The sequence below is a fragment of the Geosporobacter ferrireducens genome (assembly GCF_001750685.1).
Classification (GTDB): Bacteria; Bacillota; Clostridia; order Peptostreptococcales; family Thermotaleaceae; genus Geosporobacter; species Geosporobacter ferrireducens.
This window is the reverse complement of record NZ_CP017270.1, coordinates 1-24,587: the sequence shown is the minus strand read 5'-3', so window position 1 is coordinate 24,587 and position 24,587 is coordinate 1. Positions and strand designations below refer to the sequence as shown.

Genomic DNA, 24,587 nt, shown 5'->3' with positions numbered 1-24,587 from the left:
TTAGATCAAGCGGGTTATCACTCTTTAGAAATGTGGGGTGGTGCAACATTTGATTCTTCGCTTCGCTTCTTACATGAAGATCCGTGGGTTCGTCTAAGAACGATTAGAAAGATAGTAAAGAATACAAAATTACAAATGCTTTTAAGAGGACAAAATCTTCTTGGATATAAGCATTATGCAGATGACGTAGTAACCGAATTCGTTAAAAAAGCGATTTCATAACGGTATTGATATTATTCGAATCTTTGATGCACTAAATGATGTTAGAAATTTAGAAGTAGCTTTAAATACAACAAAAAAAGAAGGAGGCCATGCACAAGCTGCTATTTCTTACACGATTAGCCCAGTGCATAATACTGAATTATATCTAAAAATTGCTAAACAGATGGAGGACATGGGAGCTGATTCAATCTGCTTAAAAGATATGTCGGGAATACTAACTCCATATTATGCCTACGAACTTGTTTCAAAACTAAAAAACAGCGTTAAAATTCCTATACAGCTGCATACACACTACACCAGCGGTATGGGTTCTATGACTTATTTAAAGGCGATAGAAGCAGGAGTGGATGTAGTAGATACAGCAATTTCACCAATGGCATTGGGAACATCTCAACCGCCTACAGAACCCCTCGTTGCCAGCTTACAAGCTTCGGAAAGAGATTCCGGTCTTGATTTAGGGGTATTGAATAAAATAGCAGAACATTTCAGGCCCATACGAGATAAGTATTTAGCCAGCGGCTTATTAGATCCCAAGGTTCTGGGAGTTGATGTCAATGCGCTCGTGTACCAAGTTCCGGGAGGTATGTTATCGAATCTGGTTTCCCAGCTAAAAATGCAAAATGCAGTCGATAAATATGATCAAGTTTTAAAGGAAGTTCCTCGGGTTCGAGAAGATTTAGGATACCCGCCATTAGTTACTCCTATGAGTCAAATGGTAGGAACACAGGCCGTATTTAATGTTGTACTCGGGGAGCGCTATAAAATGGTTCCAAAAGAAATCAAAGCATATGTGAAGGGTGAGTATGGTCGACCAACGGTTGCTATATCGGAAGATATTAAGAAGAAGATTATTGGAGAGGAAGAGGTTATTGAATGCAGACCTGCCGATTTGATTGCACCACAGCTGGAGACTTTTAAAAAGGAGATGCAAGAGTATTACGAGCAAGAGGAAGATGTTCTTTCTTATGGATTATTCCCACCTGTTGCAATCGAATACTTTAAGTACCGACAAGCTCAAAAGTATAAAATCGACAGCGAATACGTTGATAAATCACAAAAAACTTATCCTGTATAATATTTCTAAGCTCCTTTCTGGAGCTTAGATTTTTTCACAATCAATGTGCATATAGATGGTATTGGGTCGGTTGCTTATATATTTTATGATTTCTACTGGACTTTCGCTTTTTATACTTTCACCGCATTTCAAGCATTTATATCTGGAATGCTTCAAAAATCCAGTTTTTTTTCAAGCTCTAGATTACCGTACTTTTCCCAACTTTTCCAACCTGTTTTACAAAGTGTCTTTCTTTTATCATAATCTGCATATACCCACCGTAATAGCCGATGAAAGTGAAAAGGATATTTTGTATAATTGATATATTGTTCTGGCAGTCCAAGCTGAATGACATACTGGGAAAATGTATTTTCGATTTTTTGTTGAAGAGGCTCATCTATCGATGTATTGATGTATTGATACTGATTATTTTTAAGCCATGGACGAAGTCTGTCGAACATATATCCCCGGCAAACCTCTATTTGCTCTTTTTTTTCTACGCTTAATTTTTGAAATGACTTCCCAATGATACGAACGACTTCATCTAAGTAAATTTTTTTCTCAAAATACTCTGGTCGGTATAGATCGATTGGAATAATATCAAAATCAAATTCGCCGGTTTCAGCTCTCATAACACCTATACAGGTACCCCCGATCAAGCTTCCGCTTCCTGCATCATCTATCTGAATCAAATTAATCACTCCTAGAAAATAAACCTTATGATGTAATAATATTATTTGTTTTATGAGAAATTAGTATTAATACAAATTTAGGAATATCCTATTACGTGCAAGGAGGAATCATATTGAAAATATTAATTACGAATGACGATGGCATTTTTGCTGAGGGAATACTTAAATTGGCTTGCAGCCTTGAAAAAATCGCTAAAATTTTCATTGTAGCTCCAGATCGACAGAGAAGTGCAACTGGCCATGCTATAACCATGCATGAACCGATTCGTGCTTCAAAAGTGAAATTGTTGGATAGAAACTTTGAAGCATGGTCCGTTTCCGGAACACCTACTGATTGTGTAAAGTTGGGTATTGAAGTACTGCTCAGAGAACGCCCTGATTTAATATTCTCCGGAATTAATAGTGGTGCAAATCTCGGAACAGATGTTTTGTATTCCGGGACTGTATCAGCTGCCATTGAAGGTGCTATCCTTGGTTTTCCTTCTGCGGCAGTTTCATTAGCAGACTTTTCAGAACTGGACTATGACTATGCTGCTGAATTTAGCCTCACTCTTGCTAAAAAAATGATGGAGAACAAACTTCCGCCAGATACACTATTAAACGTTAATGTACCAAATTGTAAAAAAGAAGAAATTAGAGGCGTAAGCATTACAACGCTAGGCGTTCGGAAATACAAAAATTCTTTTATTGAAAGAATCGATCCTCGTGGACAGGCTTATTATTGGTTAGGCGGTGAAATTGTTGATGAGGACCATCTGGAAGGGTCAGATCTATATTGTGTAAAAATAAAATGATATCTATTACACCGATTCATTTTGACCTAACAAAATTTAATTTAATTCGAGATCTGGAATCTTGGAATATTTCTCTGTAACGGAATTTCTGGATACGGTATACAACAGTTTGTATACTGCCATATAGCTAAACATGAATTTTACATTCACGCATGTAAAATGAAAGAATATTGCATCATAATATTATTTTAATAAATTATGAAAGAATAATTGCATTTTTAATTATTATTTGCTATGATTAAGACAAGGAAAATATCTGCTGATGAAGGAGTTATTATCGTGTCTAAAGGTAAAGAAAACCTCAATTAAAAGTAAAAAAAGAATGGTGTAAAGGTTGCAGTATCTGTGTTGAATTTTGTCCAAAAAGGTGCTTGCAATCAAAGATGACAAAGTAGAAATTACTGAATAGAAAAATGCATCAAGTGTGGATTATGTGAATTACGCTGTCCTGATTTTTGCAATCTATTTAGGAGGTATGGATGATGAAGAAAAATAATGTGAAACTTATGCAAGGAAACGAAGCTTGTGTAGAAGGTGCAATCGCTGCAGGAATGAGTTTTATGCAGGTTATCCGATTACCCCTTCAACAGAAATTGCAGAAATATCAGCACAAATGCTTCCAACGGTAGGTGGCAAGTTCATTCAGATGGGAAGATGAAATTGCTGGAATGGCAGCTACAATTGGTGGTTCTTTAGCTGGATTAAAATCTATGACTGCAACCAGTGGACCAGGATTTTCTCTAAAGCAAGAAAACATCGGTTATGCAGCAATCGCTGAAATTCCTTGCGTAATTGTTGACGTTCAAAGAGGCGGCCCAAGTACAGGTCTTCCTACAGCACCATCTCAAGGAGATATTATGCAAGCGAAGTGGGTACCCATGGCGATCATCCTGTATTGCACTGTCACCATCCTCTGTAAGAGAAACCTTTGATTTAACCATTCGCTGTTTTAACCTTGCTGAAAAATATAGAACCCCTGTAATGCTCATGCTGGATGAAGTAGTAGGACATATGCGCGAAAAAAATAGAAATTCCTGATGCCAGCGAAATCGAATTATTGATAGAATTAAGCCAGAGTCAGGTGATGCGAATTATCAGCCTTATAGGGTAGAAGAAGGACAACTCGTACCTGCCAATGGCAGCTTATGGAGACGGATTTAGATTCCATGTAACCGGATTGGTTCATGATGAAAGCGGTTTTCCAAGCAACAGCCATGAAGTTGCAGATAAATTGATGACTAGATTAATGAAAAAGTAGATGATAATCTTGATGATATCATTTCCTATGAGGAGAATCATATAGAAGATGCGGAAGTTGTTGTTCTTTCCTATGGTGTACTGCAAGATCTGCAAAAAGTGCAATGAAGAAAGCTCGCGAATTAGGACTAAAGGTGGGTATGTTTAGACCGATTACGATCTGGCCTTTCCCTGAAAAGAGAATGGCTGAAATTGCGAAGAATGCTAAAGCGATTATCGTAGCGGAAATGAACTATGGTCAACTGGTCTTAGAAGTTGAACGTGTAGTAAAAAGTGCAGCGCCATTCATCATGTAGGTAAAATCAACGGCGAAGTGATCACTCCTGATGAGATCCTAGCTAAGATTAAGGAGGTATTAATAAAGTGTCAAGTCAATTAATCAACCAATATTATCGTGCTGAAAAGCTTCCTCATATTTGGTGTCCAGGATGCGGACACGGTATCATCACAAGAGCTGTTAGTCAAGCAATCCACAACATGGGTTTAGATAAAGACAAGGTTTGCATCGTATCTGGAATCGGATGTTCCTCTAGAGCTCCAGGATACATGGATTTTAACACGCTCCACACGACACACGGGAGAGCGCTTGCTTTGCTACCGGAGTAAAAATGGCAGACCGGAACTTGAAGTAATTGTAATTTCAGGAGATGGAGATGCAGCAGCGATTGGCGGTAATCACTTGATCCACGCTGCAAGAAGAAATATAAATATTACTACGATTGTATTCAATAATAATATTTATGGTATGACTGGCGGACAATACTCTCCTACAACACCAACAGGAGATTTGGCAACAACTGCACCATTCGGAAATATCGATAAGAGTTTTGATATTGCAAATCTTGCTGCGGCTGCAGGAGCTACATATGCAGCTAGGCAACGGCTTATCATGTACCGCAGCTGACAAAATATATCGAAAACGGAATCAAGAATAAAGGTTTCTCTTTAGTTGAGGCGATCAGCGTTTGTCCAACCTACTACGGCAGAAAAAATAAAAAAGGTACTGTTGTTGATCAAATGAACTGGGTTAAAGAAGCAGCGGTAGACGTAAAAGCATCACAAAAACTTACTCCAGAGCAAATGGAAGGTAAATTCTTGATTGGTGAGTTTAAAAATATTACAGAGCCTGAGTATACGCAAGAATATCAAAAAATATTGGATAGATTTCAGAAGGAGAGATAATATGTCTAAACAAGTTGAAATAAGATTAACTGGTTCAGGTGGTCAAGGTCTGATATTAGGTGGTATCATCATGGCCGAAGCAGCTCTATTAGACGGAAAAAATGCTATCCAGTCCCAATCTTATGGTCCGGAAGCAAGGGGTGGAGCTAGTAAAGCTGAGGTAATCATCAGCGAAAATGAAATAGACTTTCCAAAAGTAGAAGTACCTGACCTTCTTTTATCATTGACACAGGTAGCAGCTGATAAATATATCAATGATATTAAAAAGGATGGTATTCTCCTAGTTGACTCTTCTGTAAGGTTACCAGAAGGCGTACAGGCTGGAAAGGTTATTCAGATTCCTATATTGCAAACAGCTGTAGAGGTAATCGGAAAGCCAATGGTAGCAAATATTATTGCAATGGGTGCTATCCAGCAAATCTTAAATACTGTCAGCAAAGAATCTTTAGAAGAAGCAGTATTAAGCAGGGTTCCAAAAGGAACTGAAGAATTAAATCGTCGTGCATTAGCCGAAGGTTATAGATTGGTTGAAAAATATTAAACAATTCTAAGTGAGGTATCACCATGAACGATGAGCATAAAGATTTAATAAGAACTATTCAGAAGATTTACCCAAGGTTGAGTAAAGGCCAAAAACTAATTGCTGAGTTTATTTCCAACAACTATGATAAGGCTGCTTTTATGACAGCTTCAAAGCTGGGTATTAAGGTAGGGGTAAGTGAATCTACGGTGGTTCGCTTTGCCAATACCTTAGGTTATGATGGATATCCAAAATTGCAAAGAGAGTTGCAGGAATTAATTAAAACAAAGCTAACTACAGTGCAACGACTAGAAATGTCTAAGGGATTATTCCAATGAAAGTGCCGTCTTAAAAAAGGTTCTGAAAGCAGACATGGATAACATCCGCGCTACGATCGAAGAAATTGATGCTGAGGTATTTCAAAAAGTAGTTAATAGTATTTTCGATGCAAAAAGAATCTATATTTTAGGCTTAAGAAGCTCTACAACCTTAGCAGAATATCTTGGTTTTTATTTAAATCTTATACATGATAATGTGAAAGTGGTTACCTCAGGAGTTAGTGATATTTTTGAGCAAATGATTCGGGTAGGTAAAGAAGATCTTGTGATCGGAATCAGTTTTCCAAGATATTCTACAAATACGCTGAATGCGTTAAAATATACAAAAGATCAGGGAGCTTTGGTCGTAGGCATAACGGACAGCCAGGTTTCCCCGATTGCTTCAATAGCGGATTATACATTGACTGCCAGAAGCCATATGGCTACTTTTGTAGATTCATTAGTTGCACCGTTAAGCTTAATTAATGCCTTGGTTGTTGCAGTCGGTATGCGGGAGAAGGATGAAATCACAAGTACCTTTGATGCCCTTGAAAAAATATGGGAAAAACATAATATTTATAATGGGAAAAAGTAGACACGCAAAATACATTCCAGTTATCTAGAAATATTTCAATGTATTTCTGATATATTAATTTTACAGGAGGTCATAAGAAATGGCTGAAAAAACATTAAATCCTTTTGAGATTGCACAGCATCAGGTTAAGGTAGCATGTGACAAATTAGGAGCAGATCCGGCAGTATATGAAATCTTAAAGAATCCTTTAAGAACCTTGGAAGTATCTATTCCGGTAAGAATGGATGATGGAAGCATTAAAACTTTTATTGGTTTCAGAGCACAGCACAACGATGCACCTGGACCGACAAAGGGCGGTATCCGTTTCCATCACGATGTATCTAGAGATGAAGTAAAGGCATTATCCACATGGATGACATTCAAATGTAATGTAATCGGGTTACCATACGGTGGCGGCAAGGGCGGAATCATCGTAGATCCGGCAACATTATCAAAAGGCGAATTAGAGAGATTGTCAAGAGCATACATAACAGCAATCGCTCCAATCGTAGGAGACAGAAAAGACATTCCGGCACCGGATGTAAATACAAATGGACAGATCATGTCTTGGATGGTAGATGAGTTCAGCAAATTAAGAGGATATAACGAGCCTGGCGTAATCACAGGAAAGCCTGTCGATTTTGGCGGTTCTTTAGCAAGAACAGAAGCAACAGGATACGGCGTAGCGATCATGGCAAGAGATGCAGCAAAGAAAACCGGATTAGACTTAAATGGTGCAACGGTAGCCATTCAAGGATTCGGAAACGTAGGAAGCTATGCAGCATTATACATCACGCAGATGGGCGCAAAGGTAATTGCAGTATCTGACTCCAGTGCATGCATCGTAAATGAAAATGGATTAGATGTGAAGGCATTGATGGAATATGCAGCACAAAACAGACATGTAAAGGGCTTCCCAGGCGCAGCAAAGGAAATCGACAGAAGTGAAGTATTAACCATGGATGTAGATATGTTATTCCCATGTGCTTTAGAAAACCAAATCACATCTAAGAATGTAAATGATATCAAGGCAAAAATCATCTCTGAAGGAGCCAATGGACCTACAACACCGGAAGCAGATGAAGTATTATTCAAAAAGGGTATCGTAGTTATTCCGGACATTCTTGCAAATGCCGGCGGAGTAACTGTATCCTACTTCGAGTGGGTACAAAACCTAATGAACTATTACTGGAGCTTCGAAGAAGTGCAAACAAAGCAGGAAGCATTGATGGTAAAAGCCTTCGAAGAAATCTGGGCATTAAAAGAAGAGCATAAGGTAGATATGAGAACAGCAGCATATATGATGTCTATTAAGCGTGTTGCTACTGCAATGAAATTAGAGGCTGGTACTAAAATATATAGCCGCAAAAACAATCAACTGCGAGAAATCGCAGTTGATTGTTTTTAGAAATTGTTTTCGGAATCCGTTTATCTTTATTGTTAATGGTAAAAATATATTGTAATAGTGGTAATGAATTTTTAATGTTATAATAGATTTGAACTTTAAGGGGGGCGATTAGCAAGATGACCAAACTTTATATTATCAGACATGGCGAAACCGTCTGGAATGCAGAGACTAGGGCTCAAGGAGCTAAAAATATTCAATTAAATGAAAAGGGATTACTGCAAGCCCAACACTTAGGAAAAAGAATGAAAAATTATTCTATTGATGCTATCTACAGCAGTGATTTAGATCGAGCTTTGTCAACCGCACAAGCTGTTGCAAAGGAATTTCAATATAAGGTGAATATTATCCCTGAGCTTCGCGAAATGTCCTTTGGACATTGGGAAGGTCTAACCAATCGGGAAATTCAAGAAAAGCACCTCACGCACTATAGGATTTGGAGAAGCAAACCTCATGAAGCACAGATTCCAGGAGCGGAAAAATTACTTGATGTACAGAGTAGAGGATTGGCAGCCCTCCATCGTATCGTAGAAGAAAATCCTAATAAAAATGTAGCTGTCGTTTCTCATGGAACTGCCATCAAAGCAATCTTATTAGGCCTGATGGATATGGATTTATCTAATTTTTATAGGATTCGCCAGGATAATGCCTGCATTAATGTTGTTGAATTCAGGGAGTATGGACCAGTCATTGTAACAATGAATGATACTGCTCATTTAGAAAATACGTTATAAAATAGGAAGGATTTTTTTATGGAATCAATTGTAGTAATAGGCGGAGGCGCTGCTGGAATGCTGGCAGCAGGAACAGCTGCAGCGCAAGGAAAACAGGTTGTTTTACTAGAAAAAAATGAAAAATTAGGTAAGAAACTGTATATTACGGGAAAAGGACGTTGTAATATCACAAATACCGGAGACATTGAGGATCTGCTGCAAAATATTACAAAAAACAGAAATTTCTTATATAGTGCCTTTTATAGCTTTACTAACGATGATATCCTTCATTTACTTCATCAATACGGTGTACCCACAAAGGTTGAACGAGGCAATCGTGTATTTCCCCGTTCTGATAAGTCTAGTGATGTCATCAAGGCTTTAATGACCTATATGGTTTCTCACGGAGTCGATATTCGCCTGCAATCTGAGGTAAGGGATGTTCTCTATGAAGATAATGCTGTGAGAGGGGTACGATTAACAAATAACCAAATTCTGCCTTGCAGTAAGCTCATCATCGCAACCGGCGGTCTTTCTTATCCGGTTACAGGTTCCACTGGGGATGGTTATACTTTCGCACAGAAAGCAGGCCATCATATAGTTTCCCTTAAACCTGCATTGGTTCCTTTGGAGACGGAAGAAAAGTGGATCAAAAACCTGCAAGGACTTTCATTAAAAAATGTTTCCTTACAGGTCTTTTATCAGGACAGGGAGATACACAGAGAATTTGGAGAAATGATTTTTACACATTTCGGTATATCCGGACCTATTGTATTATCTACAAGCAACTATCTGGCAAAGTATCTTGATAAGGAAAAAATAAAAGCATTTATCAATTTAAAGCCTGCTTTGGATGAAGATACGTTAGATAAGAGGATACAGCGGGATTTTGATAAATATAGCAGAAAACAGTTAAAAAATGCACTGGATGATTTGCTTCCAGCAAAGCTGATTCCTGTTATTATTCAACTCTCAGGTATACCGGAGGAAAAATTTGTGAACCAAATCAGCAAGGAAGAGCGTAGAATTTTATTGAAGCTTATCACCGGTCTGCCACTAACGATTACGCGTACAAGACCTATTCAGGAAGCGATTATAACTTCGGGAGGAATTGATGTTAAAGAAATCAACCCTTCTACTTTAGAATCAAAAAAAATATCCGGTTTGCATTTTGCAGGTGAAGTCCTTGATGTAGAAGGATTAACCGGTGGTTATAATCTTCAAATTGCATTTTCAACAGGATATCTAGCTGGAATTAGCGTATAATACTACTATAGAAGCTATTCTTTTATCGGGAGGTTTACCAATGTCAAAGTTGATTCTAAAAACTGTATACATTATTGAAAGGATCTTCTTTTCTTTGGCCATTGCCTGCCTATTATCCCTATTTTTATTGCAAGCATTGCACTTGAAAAGTGATCCCGATTCTCCCGCAAATAGCCTTAGCCAATTCTTTAAAGAAGAGATTATTAACTTGAGATTGAATAAGAATTAGTTTTTTATATTGTAAAGATAAATATTTAATATTATGATAGTTTTGTAGATGTTTTATCTTTTAAATAGAATCTAAGCTTGGAGGAAGTATGCGTGGGTAATATGAGTATTACTATAGATGGACCTGCTGGTGCAGGTAAGAGTACGATCGCAAAAATAATCGCAAAGGTTAAAAAACTTACATACATTGATACAGGTGCCATGTATCGTGCTGTAACATTGAAGTTTATTCAAAATTTTGTAGATACGAAAGATGCTCAGCAAATTGAAGCATTGCTGGCTGATATAAGGATAGAGCTGATAGGAGATGATATTTATCTAAATGGAACCAATGTCACAGAAGAAATCCGAAGTCCTGAAGTGAATCAATTGGTTTCTGAAGTAGCCAAGCTTTCTCCAGTTCGAAAAAAAATGGTAGAATTCCAAAGAACTATTGCTGCTGCACAAAATGTAGTGATGGATGGCCGGGATATTGGAACCTTTGTTTTGCCAGATGCAGCCTATAAATTCTTCCTTACTGCATCCATTGATGAACGAGCAAGGAGACGCTTTGAGGAACAGCGTCGAAAAGGCTTTACTACTTCTTTAGAAGATGTGAAGTCAGAAATTTCAAATCGTGATAGGATTGATACAGAAAGAGAACTGGCACCACTGATTCAAGCTGAGGATGCCATTCTTATAGATACTACGGGCTTGAGCATAGAGAAAGTGGTTGATAAAATATTATCCTATATTCAGTAGGGAGGAAGCAAAATGGATTTTTACACTTTTGCCAGAAATCTCATGAAAATCTATGTAGACCTTTTTTATCGCATAGAAGTTGAGAATTTGCATTATATTCCTAAGGAAGGTGCCTGTATTGTCTGTTCCAATCATATTCATAATTTAGATCCTGTTATTATCGGTACCACAATTCCTCGCAAAATGACTTATATGGCAAAAGAGGAACTCTTTGGAATCAAAATACTGGGAGCAATCATTAGAAAACTAGATATGATTCCTGTCAACAGAGATGGCGCTGATTTATCAGCAATTAAGAATTCTTTAAAGGCTCTAAACAGTGGCAAGGTTCTTGGCATCTTCCCAGAAGGTACCCGTAAAAAGAAAGGAGCGCCTTCTAATGTAAAGCCTGGCCTTGCCATGATCGCCATAAAAGGAAAGGTTCCTATTGTTCCTGTGGCAATTATTTCTGATTATAAACTATTCAGAAAAATAAAGGTTAAAGTTGGTGCACCCTTAAGCTTTGAGGAATATTATGGTCAAAAGTTAAGCGTGGATACCTATCAGGAGCTTAGTCAAAAGGTAATGGAGCAAATAGAAACTGAAATTGCTTGCTCTATATCATAAATTAATCTCTTTACATAGGAGGAATTTTGTAATATGATGTAGAAATTAAATTATAAACTGATTTAGGAGGTATAATAATATTGGAGATCATCATTGCAAAGAATGCTGGGTATTGTTTTGGCGTGAAAGAAGCCATCCAAAGAACCTTCCACGCAGTAGATTTGCATAGGGATAAAAGAATTCACACCTACGGACCACTTATTCATAACCCTCAGGTTGTTCAAAAATTAGAGTCCATGGGTGTACAGTCTATAGATGATATTCAGGATGGCAAAGACAGCATTGTTATTATACGCTCCCATGGAGTTCCTTTAGAAGTATATGAAAAAGCAAAGGAAAATAATGTTGAAATCATTGACGCCACTTGTCCCTTTGTAAGAAAGGTACAAAAGATCGTTTATGAATATCATCAGAAGGGTTATTCCATTGTTATTATCGGTGACCCTACTCATCCGGAAGTTATCGGAATCAATGGTTGGTGTGATAATAAAGCGTATATTTTGAACCATGTCTTCCAGGTAGATTCTCTACCCAATTTTGATAAGTTATGTATTGTTGCACAGACAACAATAACCTCTGAGTTATGGAATGCAATTTTAAAGGAGCTAAATCATAAAGCTAAAGTGGTAGAACCCTTTAATACCATATGCGTTGCAACCAGAGAACGACAATCATCCTGTGCAAATGTAGCGCAACAGGTAGATGCAATGATTGTAATTGGCGGATATCATAGTTCGAATACACAAAAGCTTCTACAGATCAGTAAAAAATATTGTAAATATACCTATCATGTAGAAACTGCCGAGGATTTACCAATGGATATAATAGAAAAAATGAATAAAATTGGAGTAACAGCCGGAGCATCAACCCCGGACTGGATTATTAAGGAGGTTATTGAAAAAATGAGCAGTATGGATCAAAACAACAATGAAAGGAATTAAAAGCTAATGTACAGAATATAATCAGTAGTTAGGGGGGAAATCATATGATTGATAAAGAAAAGAAATATTCCATTTCTGAGGTTAGCAAAATCACTGATTATGATACACATGTATTACGATATTATGAGGATGAATTCAAATTGGAGATCCCTAGAACAAATTCCAATCGTCGCTATTATACATACAAAGAAATTGAACAATTTATTTATATAAAGGAACTCCAAGAAAAAGGGCTCACAAATAAGCAAATTAAATTAATTCTTGATACGCCAGAAATTTTAGTTCACGGGAATCATGAGGTTGCTGTTACTGCCAGCAGTTCTGAATTAAGTATCATAAATCAACCTGCAGAATTGGAACTTTCCAGTATGCTGGAAGAACTATGCAACCGTATTAATCATAACATGAATGAGCAGCTTCAATATAAAATTGATGAAACAAAAAACGAAATTATTAACCACTTTGACGATGTTGTGCAAGACATGGAAGGGAATGAAACACATTTCAAAAAAGAAAAAGATATCTTGATTTGTGAAAATGCCCGACTGAAAATGCGCTTAAAGCAAAAATCCTATGAATTGGCAGAATTGAAGGAACAGGTTAAGAAGCTAAACACAAAGCAACCCCTTTGGAAAAAGATATTTGGTGAAAAGAAGGATGTAGTTCTTTAACTGCATCTTTTTTTATTTGTCACAATGTATACAATTGACATGATTGTATTCTTGTATTATAATATAAATGTATAGTAGATTCGGATTAATTCAATGGAGGTGCCAAATTATGTACGAAAAAGATTATGAGGTTAAAGGTTTTGGAGAACCCAGGGAATGTGGATTTATTACATGTATTCATTGCATAGCTGGTTACTGCAATAATGGTACCTGCGAATTGGATGAAAGATTATTAAGACAAGAAGATTAAAAAAAGCTTTCGCCTAAATCGGCGAAAGCTTTTTTAATTTATTTTTTTTGTGGATATTTTTCTAAAGCAATCTTTAAAATATTCATTGATTTTCTCAAATCATCTTCATTAAGGATATATGCAATTCTTGCTTCATCCTTACCTAAGCCAGGCGTTGCATAAAAACCTTCAGCAGGAGCTAACATAACGGTTTCATTGTCTACGCTAAAGTCTTTTAACATCCAAATCACAAACTCTTCAGCATTTATAACTGGTAATTTTGCAATTACATAAAATGCACCTGTTGGTCTTTCACAAATAACACCGGGTATACTGCTTAGTCCTTCAAATACAATATCTCTTCTTTTTTGATATTCTACTAAAACCGCATTAAAATAGTCATCAGATACGTTGTACAGCTCTACTGCACCAATTTGTTCCAGTGTTGGGCAGCATAATCTGCCTTGGCAAAGCTTTAATATTTGCTTCATTAATTCCTTATTCTTACTTAAGACTGCACCAATTCTAGCACCACAAGCACTGAATCTTTTGGATACACTATCTACAATGATTACATGATCTTGAATTTCAGAAATATTTCCAAAGCTTGTATATTCTAGGTTATCATATACAAATTCTCTATATACTTCGTCAGCAATTACATAAAGATTGTATTCCTTTGCAATATCTGCAAGCATTTGAACTTCTTTTTTTGTATAAACAACACCTGTTGGATTTCCAGGATTTGATAAAAGAATAGCCCTTGATTTGCTATTGATTGCTTTTATGATCTCTTCTTTAGCAGGTAAATGGAAGCCTTTTGAAGCTTCTGTTGTGATAGGAACAACGTTTACCCCAACCGCGCTTCCAAAACCATTATAATTGGTGTAGAAAGGCTCTGGTACAATCACTTCATCACCATCATCTGCAATGGCTATCAGTGCAAATAATAAAGCTTCACTTCCGCCATTCATGATTAGGATCTCATCTTTTTCAAAGGCCATATTATATTTTTTGTAATACTTAATCATCGCATCGACCAGCTCAGGCATACCTTGTGAAAATGAATACTTTAATACTTTGTCATCAAATTTTCTAACAGCATTCATAAAGTTTTCAGGTGTTTCAATATCAGGTTGTCCGATATTTAGATGATACACCTTTTTTCCTTCTTTTTTTGCATTTTCTGCAAATGGAACTAGTTTTCTAATTGGCGACTCTTGCATGTTCACTATTCGAGTAGATAATTTCATTAAATTACCCCCTAAACTTTTATTTTATGTAAAATTTACACATCTATCATGCCACAAAATTCATAAATTATGTGGTGAAATTGTATTTCACACTATTTTTTCTATTTATTACTTAACATTGAAATCGCCTTTTTCGCAGATGCTAATAGTGTAGGTAAAATGAATATCATTCATGATCCATATTTTTATGAAGTTGATTTTTAGTTCTAAAAATATAAAAAAAATGAGTGATGCATATGAAGTATTACTTTCTTTATCATTATGTAAAAGATGAGAGGTATTTATACTTGGTTGCCCTCAATTCACATGTGGATATCGAAAAAGAATTTAATAAATATTTAGGAAAACCACATTCTGGTAGTATACTCATCACAGATTTAAATACAATAAAAGAATTTCGAGGAAGCCAGTATTAATATATACTGGCTTCCTCAAATTCTATTTCCGAGGCAATAGTGCTTATTCAATCTTTTTCGCGAAATTTTGTTAAACTATTTAGATTATCTTCATGCAGCTTCTTTTTTTTTCTTACATCTGATATAATATGGATTAGATTGCGGAAAAATACTAATAGGAATATGTTTTTTAGGAGGAATATGCTTTGAGTAAACGTGAAATTGTTAAAGTCTCTACCGAAGAACAACTTCGGCAGCAGATTTATATAAACGAGGTACGCCAGATTAATGATGAATTTTATTACGAAAAGGGTAATAAAAAGAAAGCTATGATTATTACCTATGGCTGTCAAATGAATGAACATGATTCAGAAAAGCTGGCCGGCATGCTTAATAATATGGGCTATACAGAAACAAACGAACAAGAAGAAGCTGATTTGATTATTTACAATACATGCTGTGTGCGGGAAAATGCAGAGCTAAAAGTATATGGAAATCTTGGACAATTAAAACCCCTTAAAAAAGAAAGACCGGATATGATTATTGCTGTTTGCGGTTGTATGATGCAACAAGCACATGTAGTTGATCAGATCAAAAAGAAATATAATCATGTGGACTTGGTTTTTGGAACACATAATCTGCATAATTTTCCAGAGTTGTTGGCCAACTGTAAAAAATCTGATCACATGATCGTAGAAGTATGGGATGAAGAAGGAACCGTAGTAGAGGGTATTCCTGTAGTCCGTAAATATGGACTAAAAGCCTTTGTAAATATCATGTATGGTTGTAATAATTTTTGCACCTACTGTATTGTACCCTATACCAGAGGTAGGGAAAGAAGCAGGAATCCTGAAGACATTGTAGAAGAAATCAAGCAATTGGTTGCTCAAGGAACAAAAGAAGTGACATTACTGGGGCAAAATGTAAATTCTTATGGCAAAACATTAGAAAATAAGATAGATTTTTCAGACTTACTGATTCAGATCAATGAAACTGAAGGCCTTGAAAGAATAAGATTTATGACTTCGCATCCAAAGGATCTATCTCCCCGATTGATCGAGGCAATGAGGGATTGTGATAAAATCTGTGAGCATATTCATCTTCCTGTTCAATCCGGCAGTACAAAGATTCTTAAAGAAATGAACCGTCACTACACGAAAGAGCAGTATCTAGATCTAGTGACGCAATTAAAGGCCAGCATTCCCAATATTGCTATTACAACAGATATCATTGTAGGCTTTCCGGGCGAAACAGAAGAAGATTTTTTAGAAACATTGGATCTCGTTAAACAAGTGGAATATGATTCTGCATTTACTTTTCTTTATTCTGTTCGGGAAGGAACGCCCGCTGCTAAATTAACAGAGCAGGTACCTGAAGACGTTAAGCATGAACGTTTTAACAGGCTTTTAAATACTTTAAATGAGATTATTGCAAGAAAAAATATGGATTATAAAGATGCTGTTGTTGAGGTTTTAGTAGAAGGAGAAAGTAAAAATGATGCCTCTAAATTAATGGGGCGTACCAGAAGCAGTAAACTCGTAAATCTTTCTGGCAGCAAGGATTTAATTGGACAATTAGCTCAAGTTAAGATTACCGAGGCCAGAACTTTTAGTTTAAATGGTATAGCAATTGATCATACTCTTTAAGGATAGTGCCGGGAATCTTCCTGGTTCTATCCTTAAAAATTACATATCCTTATGTTATAATAATGATAAGAAAACTGCAGTAGTGGGGGAAAAGGTATGGAACAACTAACACCAATGATGAAACAATACTTAGAGCAAAAGGATCAATACCCAGATTGTATTCTTTTCTTTCGACTAGGTGACTTTTACGAAATGTTCTTTGAGGATGCGGTATTAGCTGCCAAAGAACTTGAAATTGCATTAACCGGAAGAGATTGCGGTTTAGAAGAAAGAGCTCCTATGTGTGGAGTTCCTTATCATGCAGCGGAAAATTATATCTCAAAGCTAATTGATAAGGGATATAAGGTAGCAATTTGTGAGCAGGTAGAAGATCCCTCTGCAGCAAAGGGGATTGTGAAAAGGGAAGTAATTAAAGTCATTACTCCCGGTACGGTGATTGATCCGTCAATGCTGAAAGAAAAAGAAAATAATTATATCATGGCAGCGCTATTTCATGAGGAAGGTATCGGCATTTCCTATGCAGATATTTCTACTGGCGATCTGCGCGTAACGGAATTTACAGGCAAAAATGTTTTTTCTAATTTTTTAAATGAAGCTGTAAAAATAAATCCAAGAGAAATTATTATCAACCAAGATTCCTATGAAGATCTTGCGGTAGAAAGAGAAATCCGTGCAGTATGCAGTCAGACATATATTACGAAATTTGACAGCTGGGCCTATAAAATAGATTATGGTGTCAAAACTTTGAAAAATCATTTTCATTTGCTTAGTTTAGAAGGATTGGGACTTCAAGACCATTCCTTATGTACAGGCTCTGCAGGTGCTTTACTTACTTATCTTGAGCAAACTCATAAAAAATCCATTAACCATCTCTACAAAATACAATATTACCATACAGAAGACTATATGGTATTGGATAAGACTACAAGAAAGAATCTAGAGTTGACCGAAACCATGAGAGATCGGAGTAGAAAAGGCTCTTTATTATGGGTTTTAGATAAAACCAATACAGCAATGGGGGCTAGATTATTAAAGCAATGGATTGAGGAGCCTTTGACCAGATCCCGTGATATTCAACAAAGATTAGATGCTGTTGAAGCATTAAAAGTGGATTTACTGACACGAGAAGATCTTAAGGAATATCTTAGAGAGACATATGATCTCGAACGCCTTGTAGGAAGAATATCTTACGGCAATGCAAACGGAAGAGATTTAATATGGCTAAAATCCTCCTTATCTATGATTCCCAAAATTAAAATCCTATTGAATTCTTTTTCCTGTGATGCACTAATAGAAATTAATGACCGTATGAATACGCATCAGGAGGTCATTCAATGCATTGAAGATGCGATTGTAGATGATCCTCCCATTTCTTTGAAGGATGGAGGTATCATAAAAGAAACTTATCATCCGGAAATCTTCAATCTAAGGGAAGCGATCACAAAGGGCAAGTCTTGGATCGTGAATCTTGAAACTGAGGAAAAACAGAAAACAGGCATTAAGTCACTTAAAATAGGCTATAACAAAGTCTTTGGTTACTATATAGAAGTAACGAAATCAAATCTGGGTCTGGTACCCTCTCACTATATTAGAAAACAAACTCTGGCAAATGCAGAAAGATATATTACACCGGAATTAAAAGAAATAGAATCAAAAATATTAGGTGCTGAAGAACGGATTACTGAATTAGAATATCAAATTTTTACCGAGGTTCGAGAAAAGGTAAGTGCCCATACTGAAATGATCCAAAAAACAGCAAAGGCCATTGCTATATTGGACGTTTTAATTTCTTTTGCTGATATTAGTGACCGCCAAAATTATACAAAACCGGTTATAAACGAGGATCATCTTATCCATATACAAAATGGCAGGCACCCGGTAGTAGAAAAAATGATGTCAGAGAGCTACTTTATCCCTAACGATACGCTTTTAGACTGCAAGGACAACAGATTTACAATTTTAACAGGACCAAATATGGCAGGTAAATCTACCTATATGCGTCAGGTATCACTCATCGTACTCATGGCACAAATCGGTTGTTTCGTTCCTGCAGATGCAGCTGTGATCGGTATTGTAGATAGAATCTTTACACGTGTAGGCGCTTCTGACGATTTAGCTCAGGGTCAAAGTACCTTCATGGTAGAAATGAGCGAATTGGCAAATATCATTAATGCTGCAACACCGAAAAGCCTGATTCTTTTAGATGAAATCGGCCGTGGTACCAGCACCTATGATGGTTTGAGCATCGCCTGGGCAGTAGTAGAATATATCAGCAGCTTTGAGCACCTAGGTGCAAGAACACTGTTTGCTACCCACTATCATGAATTAACAGAACTAGAAGGAATTTTAGAGGGTGTAAAAAATTATTGTATAGCCGTTAAGGAAAAAGGGGATGATATTATTTTTCTTCGTAAAATCATCCGTGGCGGTGCCGACCAAAGTTATGGCATACAGGTAGCAAAACTGGCAGGTGTATCTGAAAAAATCGTAAATCGTGCGAAGCAAATATTATATCAGCTTGAAGCGAACGATATCAATAAGCGAAATCAAGGGCAGGATATCAAAGAATCAGAAATCGCACTAACAAAAGATGAGCAATTAGATCTCTTTCATTATCATACGGACCAAATTGTCTCAGAATTGCTGAAAATTGATGTTTTAAATACTACGCCGCTTGAAGCCATGAATCACTTGCATAGGCTTTTAAATATGGCAAAGGATTGCAGGTGATCTTCTGAATGAATAACCGAATTCATCTTCTAGATTCTTTTACTTCTAATAAAATCGCCGCCGGTGAAGTTGTGGACCGGCCAGCTTCTGTTATAAAAGAGCTTGTAGAAAATGCTATTGATGCACTAGCTACTATGATTGTTATAGAAGTACGTGATGCCGGAAAAGAATATATACGCATCTCAGACAATGGCTCCGGCATATACTCTTCTGACGTAGAGATTGCTTTTGAGCGACATGCAACCAGTAAGATTACACAAATTGAAGATCTTAGCAGCACTTTATCACTAGGCTTCCGAGGAGAAGCCTTGGCCAGTATTGCTTCTGTTTCGCAGGTTGAACTGATTACGAAGACAGAAGAAGCTCCAGCCGGTATCCATTTAGAGCTGCACGGCGGGAAAGTTATATTCAAAAAAGAAATCGGCTGCCCTACTGGCACAACAGTTATCGTAAAAAACCTATTTTACAATACGCCTGCAAGATTTAAATTTTTAAGAAACAATACTTCTGAATCTAGCCATATCATTGATTTAGTAAGTAAAATTGCATTGGCTCATCCAGATAAAGGCTTCAAACTTATTAATAATAATAGTATCGTTTTCGTAACTTCTGGAACGAATAATATTTTTCATACGATCACTAGTATTTATGGGAAAGAACTGGCTAAAAATATGCTGACTGCCCATAAAGCAGAAAATAATTATTTTGTAGAAGCTTATTTTTCTAAGACCGATATGTACCGGGGAAATCGTCAGCAACAGGCTGTTTTCGTAAATGGCAGGCTTATAAAAAGTAAGGTCGTTACAGAGGCTATTGATGAAGCTTATCGTACACTGCTGCCGATCAACAAATTTCCTATTTGCTTTCTTTATTTGAAAATTCCTCCGGAAGAAATTGATGTAAATATCCATCCTGCAAAAACTGAGATAAAGTTTAGTAATGAAAAGCTTATTAAATCTCTATTAATTAGCACACTCAAAGAGAACCTGCTCCAAGAAAAACTTATACCCGAAATAAAACTAACACCTAAAAATCAAGAGGAACTGAGACAGGAAACCTTCATAGATATTCCTGCTGTTTCTAATAAAAAAAATATTGAGAGCGTGCGGGAGGAACCCCTTGGCAGAGAGGATAAAAATGTCTATTTTACAAATAATAAGATGACAGAAGATAAGAAGCCTACTATACCTTTTGACAGAAATGAGCGCAAAGCCATAGACGAACCTGAAAAACCTACAGTAGAGAACATTATTTATCACCCGCATCTGATAAATATTCAAATTGTAGGACAAATCTTCTCGAGCTATTTAGTAGGGGATGACGGCCTTCAGATGTATCTAATCGATCAACATGCTGCGCATGAAAAAATACTTTATACACAATTGCTTAAACAATATAAGGAAAAAAAGGTGTATGCGCAAAAGCTCTTAACGCCCATTATTGTAGAGCTTTCACCGGCAGAATTTGAAAAATTGAAAAATGATTTAAAGGTTTTTGAAGATTTGGGTTTCGAAGTTGAACCTTTTGGCAGAAGTGCTTTTTTAATTCGTTCTGTTCCTCTTCAATTCGGTGAACCGGAAACAAAGAATTTCTTCATGGAAATTGTAGAAATTTACAGTACAGAGTCTGGAATTTCCGACTATCATCTAAAAATCGAAAAAATTATTTCTATGGCTTGTAAGGCTGCCGTAAAAGCAAACAATAAACTGCATAAAATCGAGATGCACGCACTCATGAAGCAGCTGGCAGCTTTAGAGAATCCTTATACTTGTCCCCATGGAAGGCCGGTTATCATCTCCATGTCAAAGCAAGAAATCGAAAAGAAATTTAAACGTACCTAGGGGGAGACATAGAATGAAAAAACCGCTGGTAATCATCGTAGGTCCTACAGGGGTAGGAAAGACGGATCTTTCCATTGAGATCGCAAAAAAAATGGATGGGGAAATCGTATCTGCAGACTCCATGCAGATTTATAAGCATATGGATATTGGCAGTGCAAAGCCCAGTATTGAAGAGCAAGATCATATTCCCCATTATCTAATGGACGAAATTGATCCAAGGGAAGAATTCTCTGTAGCGCAATATCAGAAAAAAGCGAAGGCATATATTGAAAAAATCCTTTTATCCGGTAAATTGCCGATTATTGTAGGTGGTACAGGACTATATGTCAATTCTATTATTTACAACATAGATTTTACTGCGACGATTTCGAATTGGAATTTAAGAAAACAATTGGAAGAAGAAGCGCATAAATATGGTAATAAATATATACATGATAAGCTTCGCAATATAGACTCGGAAGCAGCTGAACGTATTCACCCAAACAATCTAAAAAGAGTGATTCGTGCCTTAGAGGTCTATTATGAAGGAGGCGAAAAAATCAAGGATTTCCAAGAATCTCTTACTGAGAACCCTGCATATCAATATGCTATGATTGGTTTAATCCGTGACCGAAAGGAGCTTTATGAACGAATTAATCTTCGGGTTGATCTCATGATCCAACAGGGTTTAATTGAAGAGGTAAAAAACTTAATGGCTTCAGGCCTCGATACGGATGCGATCTCTATGAAGGGGCTGGGTTATAAGGAAATTATCCGATATCTAAAGGGAGACTATTCGTTAGAAGCTGCCGTTGAAATTATTAAAAGAGATACAAGGCGGTACGCAAAGCGACAAATCACTTGGTTTAAAAGGTATGATCAAATACAATGGTTCGATGTCGGCGCTTATGAAGAAAAAAAAGTATTCCTTCATGACATAACAAATTTTATTGAAGGAAAACTAAACTTATTATAGAATATTTTATAGAAGATCCAAATTGAATTGGGAGGGGTATTTATGAAAACAGTAATTAATCTGCAGGATGTTTTTTTAAATCAAGTACGAAAGGAACACATTCCTATCACAATATATTTGATTAATGGATTTCAACTAAAGGGTTCTGTGAAAGGCTTCGACAGTTATACCATCGTATTGGACAGTGATGGAAAACAACACTTAATCTATAAGCACGCAGTATCCACCATTACTCCGATGAGAGCGATTAACTTTTCTACACCCAATAAACGACAAGACGAAGAATAAAATTCCCACCGAGTTGACTGCCATGTCAACTCTTTTATTTTTTTTGAAACAATTTTGCCTATAACTGCATATGATGTTATAGTAACCATTTTTCGAGGTGATAAATTTGAAAAGAAATCCAATTGGCAGATCCTACGAGGATATTTTAAATATGTTTGAATATGGGAAGTTGACTACAGAAGAAACATTAAAAAAATTATCGGTTATTCGAAATGGAAAAGCTGTACAGCCGCTTCAAGCAGAACAACCAGAGGAGCACCTTGATGAAATTCTGGCCGAACTGGAAAGTTTAATTGGTCTAAACAATGTAAAAGGACTCGTCAAAGAAATACAAGCATATATCAATATTCAAAAGAAAAGAAGAGTGGAACAACTGGTAGCAGACTCCCTTGTATTACATATGATTTTCAGAGGTAATCCTGGTACGGGAAAAACAACAGTAGCTAGACTTTTGGGGAAAATTTTTCAAAAGATGGGGGTTCTGGAGAAGGGCCATTTGATTGAAGTTGAGCGGGCTGATTTGGTCGGAGAATATATTGGTCATACAGCCGTTAAGGTAAGGGATCAAATAAAAAGATCTATTGGTGGAATTATGTTCATTGATGAAGCATATTCTCTAGCAAGGGGAGGCGAGAAGGATTTTGGAAAAGAAGCAATCGATGCTCTTGTAAAAAGCATGGAGGATTATAAAGATAATCTTGTTTTGATTCTGGCTGGTTATAAAGATGAAATGGATACTTTTCTTCGTTCTAATCCGGGCTTAAAATCTAGATTTCCCATACACATCGACTTTCCTGACTATACCCTGGAAGAGTTAATTCTAATAGCCGAAAGAATGGTGGAAAAAAGGGATTATAAGCTCTCACTTTCCTCTAAAGCAAGATTGGCTAAGATTATATCTAAAAAAAGAATCGAGGATGGCATTAACAGCGGAAATGCCCGATTGGTCCGAAACATTATTGAAAGGGCAATCCGTAAGCAGGCTGTAAGACTGCAAAAAGGGGAGGACTTTTCAAGAGAAAATTTATTGATGTTAAATAGTGATGATATCACTGAGGAGGATTATACATGAAAAAGTGTCTGATTGTAGGGAAACCTAACGTAGGGAAGACACTGTTTATGCTGAACTTTGCCCAATTTCTTCACTTGGAAACAGTGAATATACAATTAATTTATCATAATGGGGTTATAGAAAACACAAGCTATAGCATTTCCCGTGCAAAGGAATTGTTATCCTCCGTCAGTCCATACAAAACCATATGCCTGCAGGTACTTGAAGCGGATATTCCAATGGGTAAGGGAAGGCAGAGGATTCAAGTTATTGACAGCAGCGGGTTGACTGATGGCATTCATATGAATGTGGAAACGAGAAGAGCTATGGCTCAAACTCTCACGGCTATTCGAGAGAGTGATATTATACTTCATATGTTTGATATCTCCAGTATGTTTTATGACCATCCCTCTCATTCAATTAGTAAAGTGGATTATCAGTTAGCCGAATTCGGACAGCTTAAGGATGGTTATGCAATTTTGGCTAACAAAGTGGACTTGGTACCGAATAAAGGTCCTGTAGTTCAGCTTCAAAAACAGTTCCCTGAACATTTAGTGATTCCAATATCAGCAAAAACCAGTTCAGGCTTTAGTGAGGTGAGGACTTTTGTCCGTCGGAGATTATAGCGTAATTTTTCAGTTGCCTTACTTCCTTTTTAATTGGTATCGTTATCAAACTACTGGACGACTACATGGATGAAGAACTGCCTCAAAAATTGCTTTCTCTGGAATTTAAAAATGCAATCCTCCCCTATAGTTTAATTTTATTTTCTGTTGCTGCAGCGCTTGATACCATATATGCTGTCACATTGTTTAGTGCAGCTTATATATTGGGTATGTTTTTTCATATGCAGCAAAAACTACCCACAGGTTTTACAGCGCTCCAAAAGCCTTATTGTTCTTATGGTAAATCTTTTGATATTTTCTTTCCGTTCTATACTTACTTCACTGTTAGTTATTTTTTTTATACAGTGCATTGATGATCTAATGGATCGCCAATGGGATAAGCGAATGGGT

At 36.7% G+C, this 24,587-nt stretch carries 18 protein-coding genes and 8 pseudogenes; 24 read left to right on the top strand and 2 right to left on the bottom strand.

Annotation, left to right across the window (positions count from 1 at the left end; genetic code table 11):
• Positions 1 to 1,297 (top strand): annotated as a pseudogene (locus Gferi_RS27245) (oxaloacetate decarboxylase subunit alpha); the annotation flags it as partial.
• Between the two features lie 24 nt (positions 1,298 to 1,321).
• Here Gferi_RS27245 and Gferi_RS27365 read toward each other — a convergent pair.
• Positions 1,322 to 1,968, bottom strand: a pseudogene (locus Gferi_RS27365) (hypothetical protein).
• Between the two features lie 113 nt (positions 1,969 to 2,081).
• On the opposite strand from Gferi_RS27365, the pseudogene surE reads away from it, so the two are divergent.
• From surE to Gferi_RS28410, 15 genes and pseudogenes are all read left to right on the top strand, one after another.
• Positions 2,082 to 2,842 (top strand): annotated as a pseudogene (gene surE / locus Gferi_RS27360) (5'/3'-nucleotidase SurE).
• Positions 2,843 to 3,055: 213 nt separating this feature from the next.
• Positions 3,056 to 3,245 (top strand): annotated as a pseudogene (locus Gferi_RS29575) (4Fe-4S binding protein); the annotation flags it as partial.
• A pseudogene (locus tag Gferi_RS27355) lies at positions 3,245 to 4,398 on the top strand (2-oxoacid:acceptor oxidoreductase subunit alpha). The pseudogenes Gferi_RS29575 and Gferi_RS27355, both read left to right, overlap by 1 nt.
• Positions 4,383 to 5,201: pseudogene (locus Gferi_RS27350) on the top strand (2-oxoacid:ferredoxin oxidoreductase subunit beta). The pseudogenes Gferi_RS27355 and Gferi_RS27350 overlap by 16 nt, the downstream one beginning before the upstream one ends.
• A gap of 1 nt (position 5,202) precedes the next feature.
• Positions 5,203 to 5,742, top strand: coding sequence for a 2-oxoacid:acceptor oxidoreductase family protein (locus Gferi_RS27345; RefSeq protein WP_069973664.1), 540 nt, complete (start codon positions 5,203 to 5,205; stop codon positions 5,740 to 5,742).
• A 23-nt stretch (positions 5,743 to 5,765) separates the two neighbouring features.
• A pseudogene (locus tag Gferi_RS27340) lies at positions 5,766 to 6,633 on the top strand (MurR/RpiR family transcriptional regulator).
• A 79-nt stretch (positions 6,634 to 6,712) separates the two neighbouring features.
• Positions 6,713 to 7,965, top strand: a pseudogene (locus tag Gferi_RS27335) (Glu/Leu/Phe/Val family dehydrogenase).
• 171 nt (positions 7,966 to 8,136) lie between these two features.
• Positions 8,137 to 8,751 (top strand): histidine phosphatase family protein, encoded by a 615-nt coding sequence (locus tag Gferi_RS27330; RefSeq protein WP_069973661.1) that lies wholly within the window; start codon positions 8,137 to 8,139, stop codon positions 8,749 to 8,751.
• An 18-nt stretch (positions 8,752 to 8,769) separates the two neighbouring features.
• Positions 8,770 to 9,996, top strand: a complete 1,227-nt coding sequence (locus Gferi_RS27325; protein WP_069973660.1) for a BaiN/RdsA family NAD(P)/FAD-dependent oxidoreductase — start codon at positions 8,770 to 8,772, stop codon at positions 9,994 to 9,996.
• A gap of 40 nt (positions 9,997 to 10,036) precedes the next feature.
• Positions 10,037 to 10,225, top strand: coding sequence for a hypothetical protein (locus tag Gferi_RS27320; RefSeq protein WP_069973659.1), 189 nt, complete (start codon positions 10,037 to 10,039; stop codon positions 10,223 to 10,225).
• A 101-nt stretch (positions 10,226 to 10,326) separates the two neighbouring features.
• Positions 10,327 to 10,965 carry a (d)CMP kinase gene (gene cmk, locus Gferi_RS27315; protein ID WP_069981236.1) on the top strand — a complete coding sequence of 213 codons (639 nt, stop codon included), beginning with the start codon at positions 10,327 to 10,329 and terminating at the stop codon, positions 10,963 to 10,965.
• Positions 10,966 to 10,977: 12 nt separating this feature from the next.
• Positions 10,978 to 11,571 (top strand): lysophospholipid acyltransferase family protein, encoded by a 594-nt coding sequence (locus Gferi_RS27310; RefSeq protein WP_069973658.1) that lies wholly within the window; start codon positions 10,978 to 10,980, stop codon positions 11,569 to 11,571.
• 80 nt (positions 11,572 to 11,651) lie between these two features.
• Positions 11,652 to 12,512: a 4-hydroxy-3-methylbut-2-enyl diphosphate reductase gene (locus Gferi_RS27305; protein ID WP_069981639.1), complete on the top strand. Its 861-nt coding sequence runs from the start codon at positions 11,652 to 11,654 to the stop codon at positions 12,510 to 12,512.
• Positions 12,513 to 12,556: 44 nt separating this feature from the next.
• Positions 12,557 to 13,183 carry a MerR family transcriptional regulator gene (locus tag Gferi_RS27300; protein WP_069973655.1) on the top strand — a complete coding sequence of 209 codons (627 nt, stop codon included), beginning with the start codon at positions 12,557 to 12,559 and terminating at the stop codon, positions 13,181 to 13,183.
• A 109-nt stretch (positions 13,184 to 13,292) separates the two neighbouring features.
• Positions 13,293 to 13,433, top strand: coding sequence for a hypothetical protein (locus Gferi_RS28410; protein WP_156782281.1), 141 nt, complete (start codon positions 13,293 to 13,295; stop codon positions 13,431 to 13,433).
• A 38-nt stretch (positions 13,434 to 13,471) separates the two neighbouring features.
• Here the strand turns inward: Gferi_RS28410 and Gferi_RS27295 are convergent, their stop codons facing one another.
• Positions 13,472 to 14,665: a pyridoxal phosphate-dependent aminotransferase gene (locus Gferi_RS27295; RefSeq protein ID WP_069981638.1), complete on the bottom strand. Its 1,194-nt coding sequence runs from the start codon at positions 14,663 to 14,665 to the stop codon at positions 13,472 to 13,474.
• A 601-nt stretch (positions 14,666 to 15,266) separates the two neighbouring features.
• On the opposite strand from Gferi_RS27295, the gene miaB reads away from it, so the two are divergent.
• The 8 genes from miaB (at position 15,267) to Gferi_RS27250 (ending at position 24,550) form a co-directional block, all read left to right on the top strand.
• Complete coding sequence (miaB, locus tag Gferi_RS27285) at positions 15,267 to 16,706, top strand: tRNA (N6-isopentenyl adenosine(37)-C2)-methylthiotransferase MiaB (protein ID WP_069981234.1); 1,440 nt, start codon at positions 15,267 to 15,269, stop codon at positions 16,704 to 16,706.
• Positions 16,707 to 16,802: 96 nt separating this feature from the next.
• Positions 16,803 to 19,436, top strand: a complete 2,634-nt coding sequence (gene mutS / locus Gferi_RS27280) for a DNA mismatch repair protein MutS (RefSeq protein WP_069981233.1) — start codon at positions 16,803 to 16,805, stop codon at positions 19,434 to 19,436.
• Between the two features lie 8 nt (positions 19,437 to 19,444).
• On the top strand, positions 19,445 to 21,277 hold the full coding sequence (gene mutL, locus Gferi_RS27275) for a DNA mismatch repair endonuclease MutL (protein WP_069981232.1): 1,833 nt from the start codon (positions 19,445 to 19,447) through the stop codon (positions 21,275 to 21,277).
• 13 nt (positions 21,278 to 21,290) lie between these two features.
• Positions 21,291 to 22,232 (top strand): tRNA (adenosine(37)-N6)-dimethylallyltransferase MiaA, encoded by a 942-nt coding sequence (miaA, locus tag Gferi_RS27270; protein WP_069981231.1) that lies wholly within the window; start codon positions 21,291 to 21,293, stop codon positions 22,230 to 22,232.
• 42 nt (positions 22,233 to 22,274) lie between these two features.
• Positions 22,275 to 22,520: an RNA chaperone Hfq gene (gene hfq, locus Gferi_RS27265; protein ID WP_069981230.1), complete on the top strand. Its 246-nt coding sequence runs from the start codon at positions 22,275 to 22,277 to the stop codon at positions 22,518 to 22,520.
• Between the two features lie 151 nt (positions 22,521 to 22,671).
• Complete coding sequence (locus Gferi_RS27260; RefSeq protein WP_069981636.1) at positions 22,672 to 23,592, top strand: AAA family ATPase; 921 nt, start codon at positions 22,672 to 22,674, stop codon at positions 23,590 to 23,592.
• Complete coding sequence (locus Gferi_RS27255; protein ID WP_069981229.1) at positions 23,589 to 24,197, top strand: GTPase; 609 nt, start codon at positions 23,589 to 23,591, stop codon at positions 24,195 to 24,197. The genes Gferi_RS27260 and Gferi_RS27255 overlap by 4 nt, the downstream gene beginning before the upstream one ends.
• 65 nt (positions 24,198 to 24,262) lie before the next feature.
• Positions 24,263 to 24,550, top strand: coding sequence for a hypothetical protein (locus tag Gferi_RS27250; RefSeq protein ID WP_069981637.1), 288 nt, complete (start codon positions 24,263 to 24,265; stop codon positions 24,548 to 24,550).
• The last annotated feature ends 37 nt before the right edge of the window (positions 24,551 to 24,587 follow it).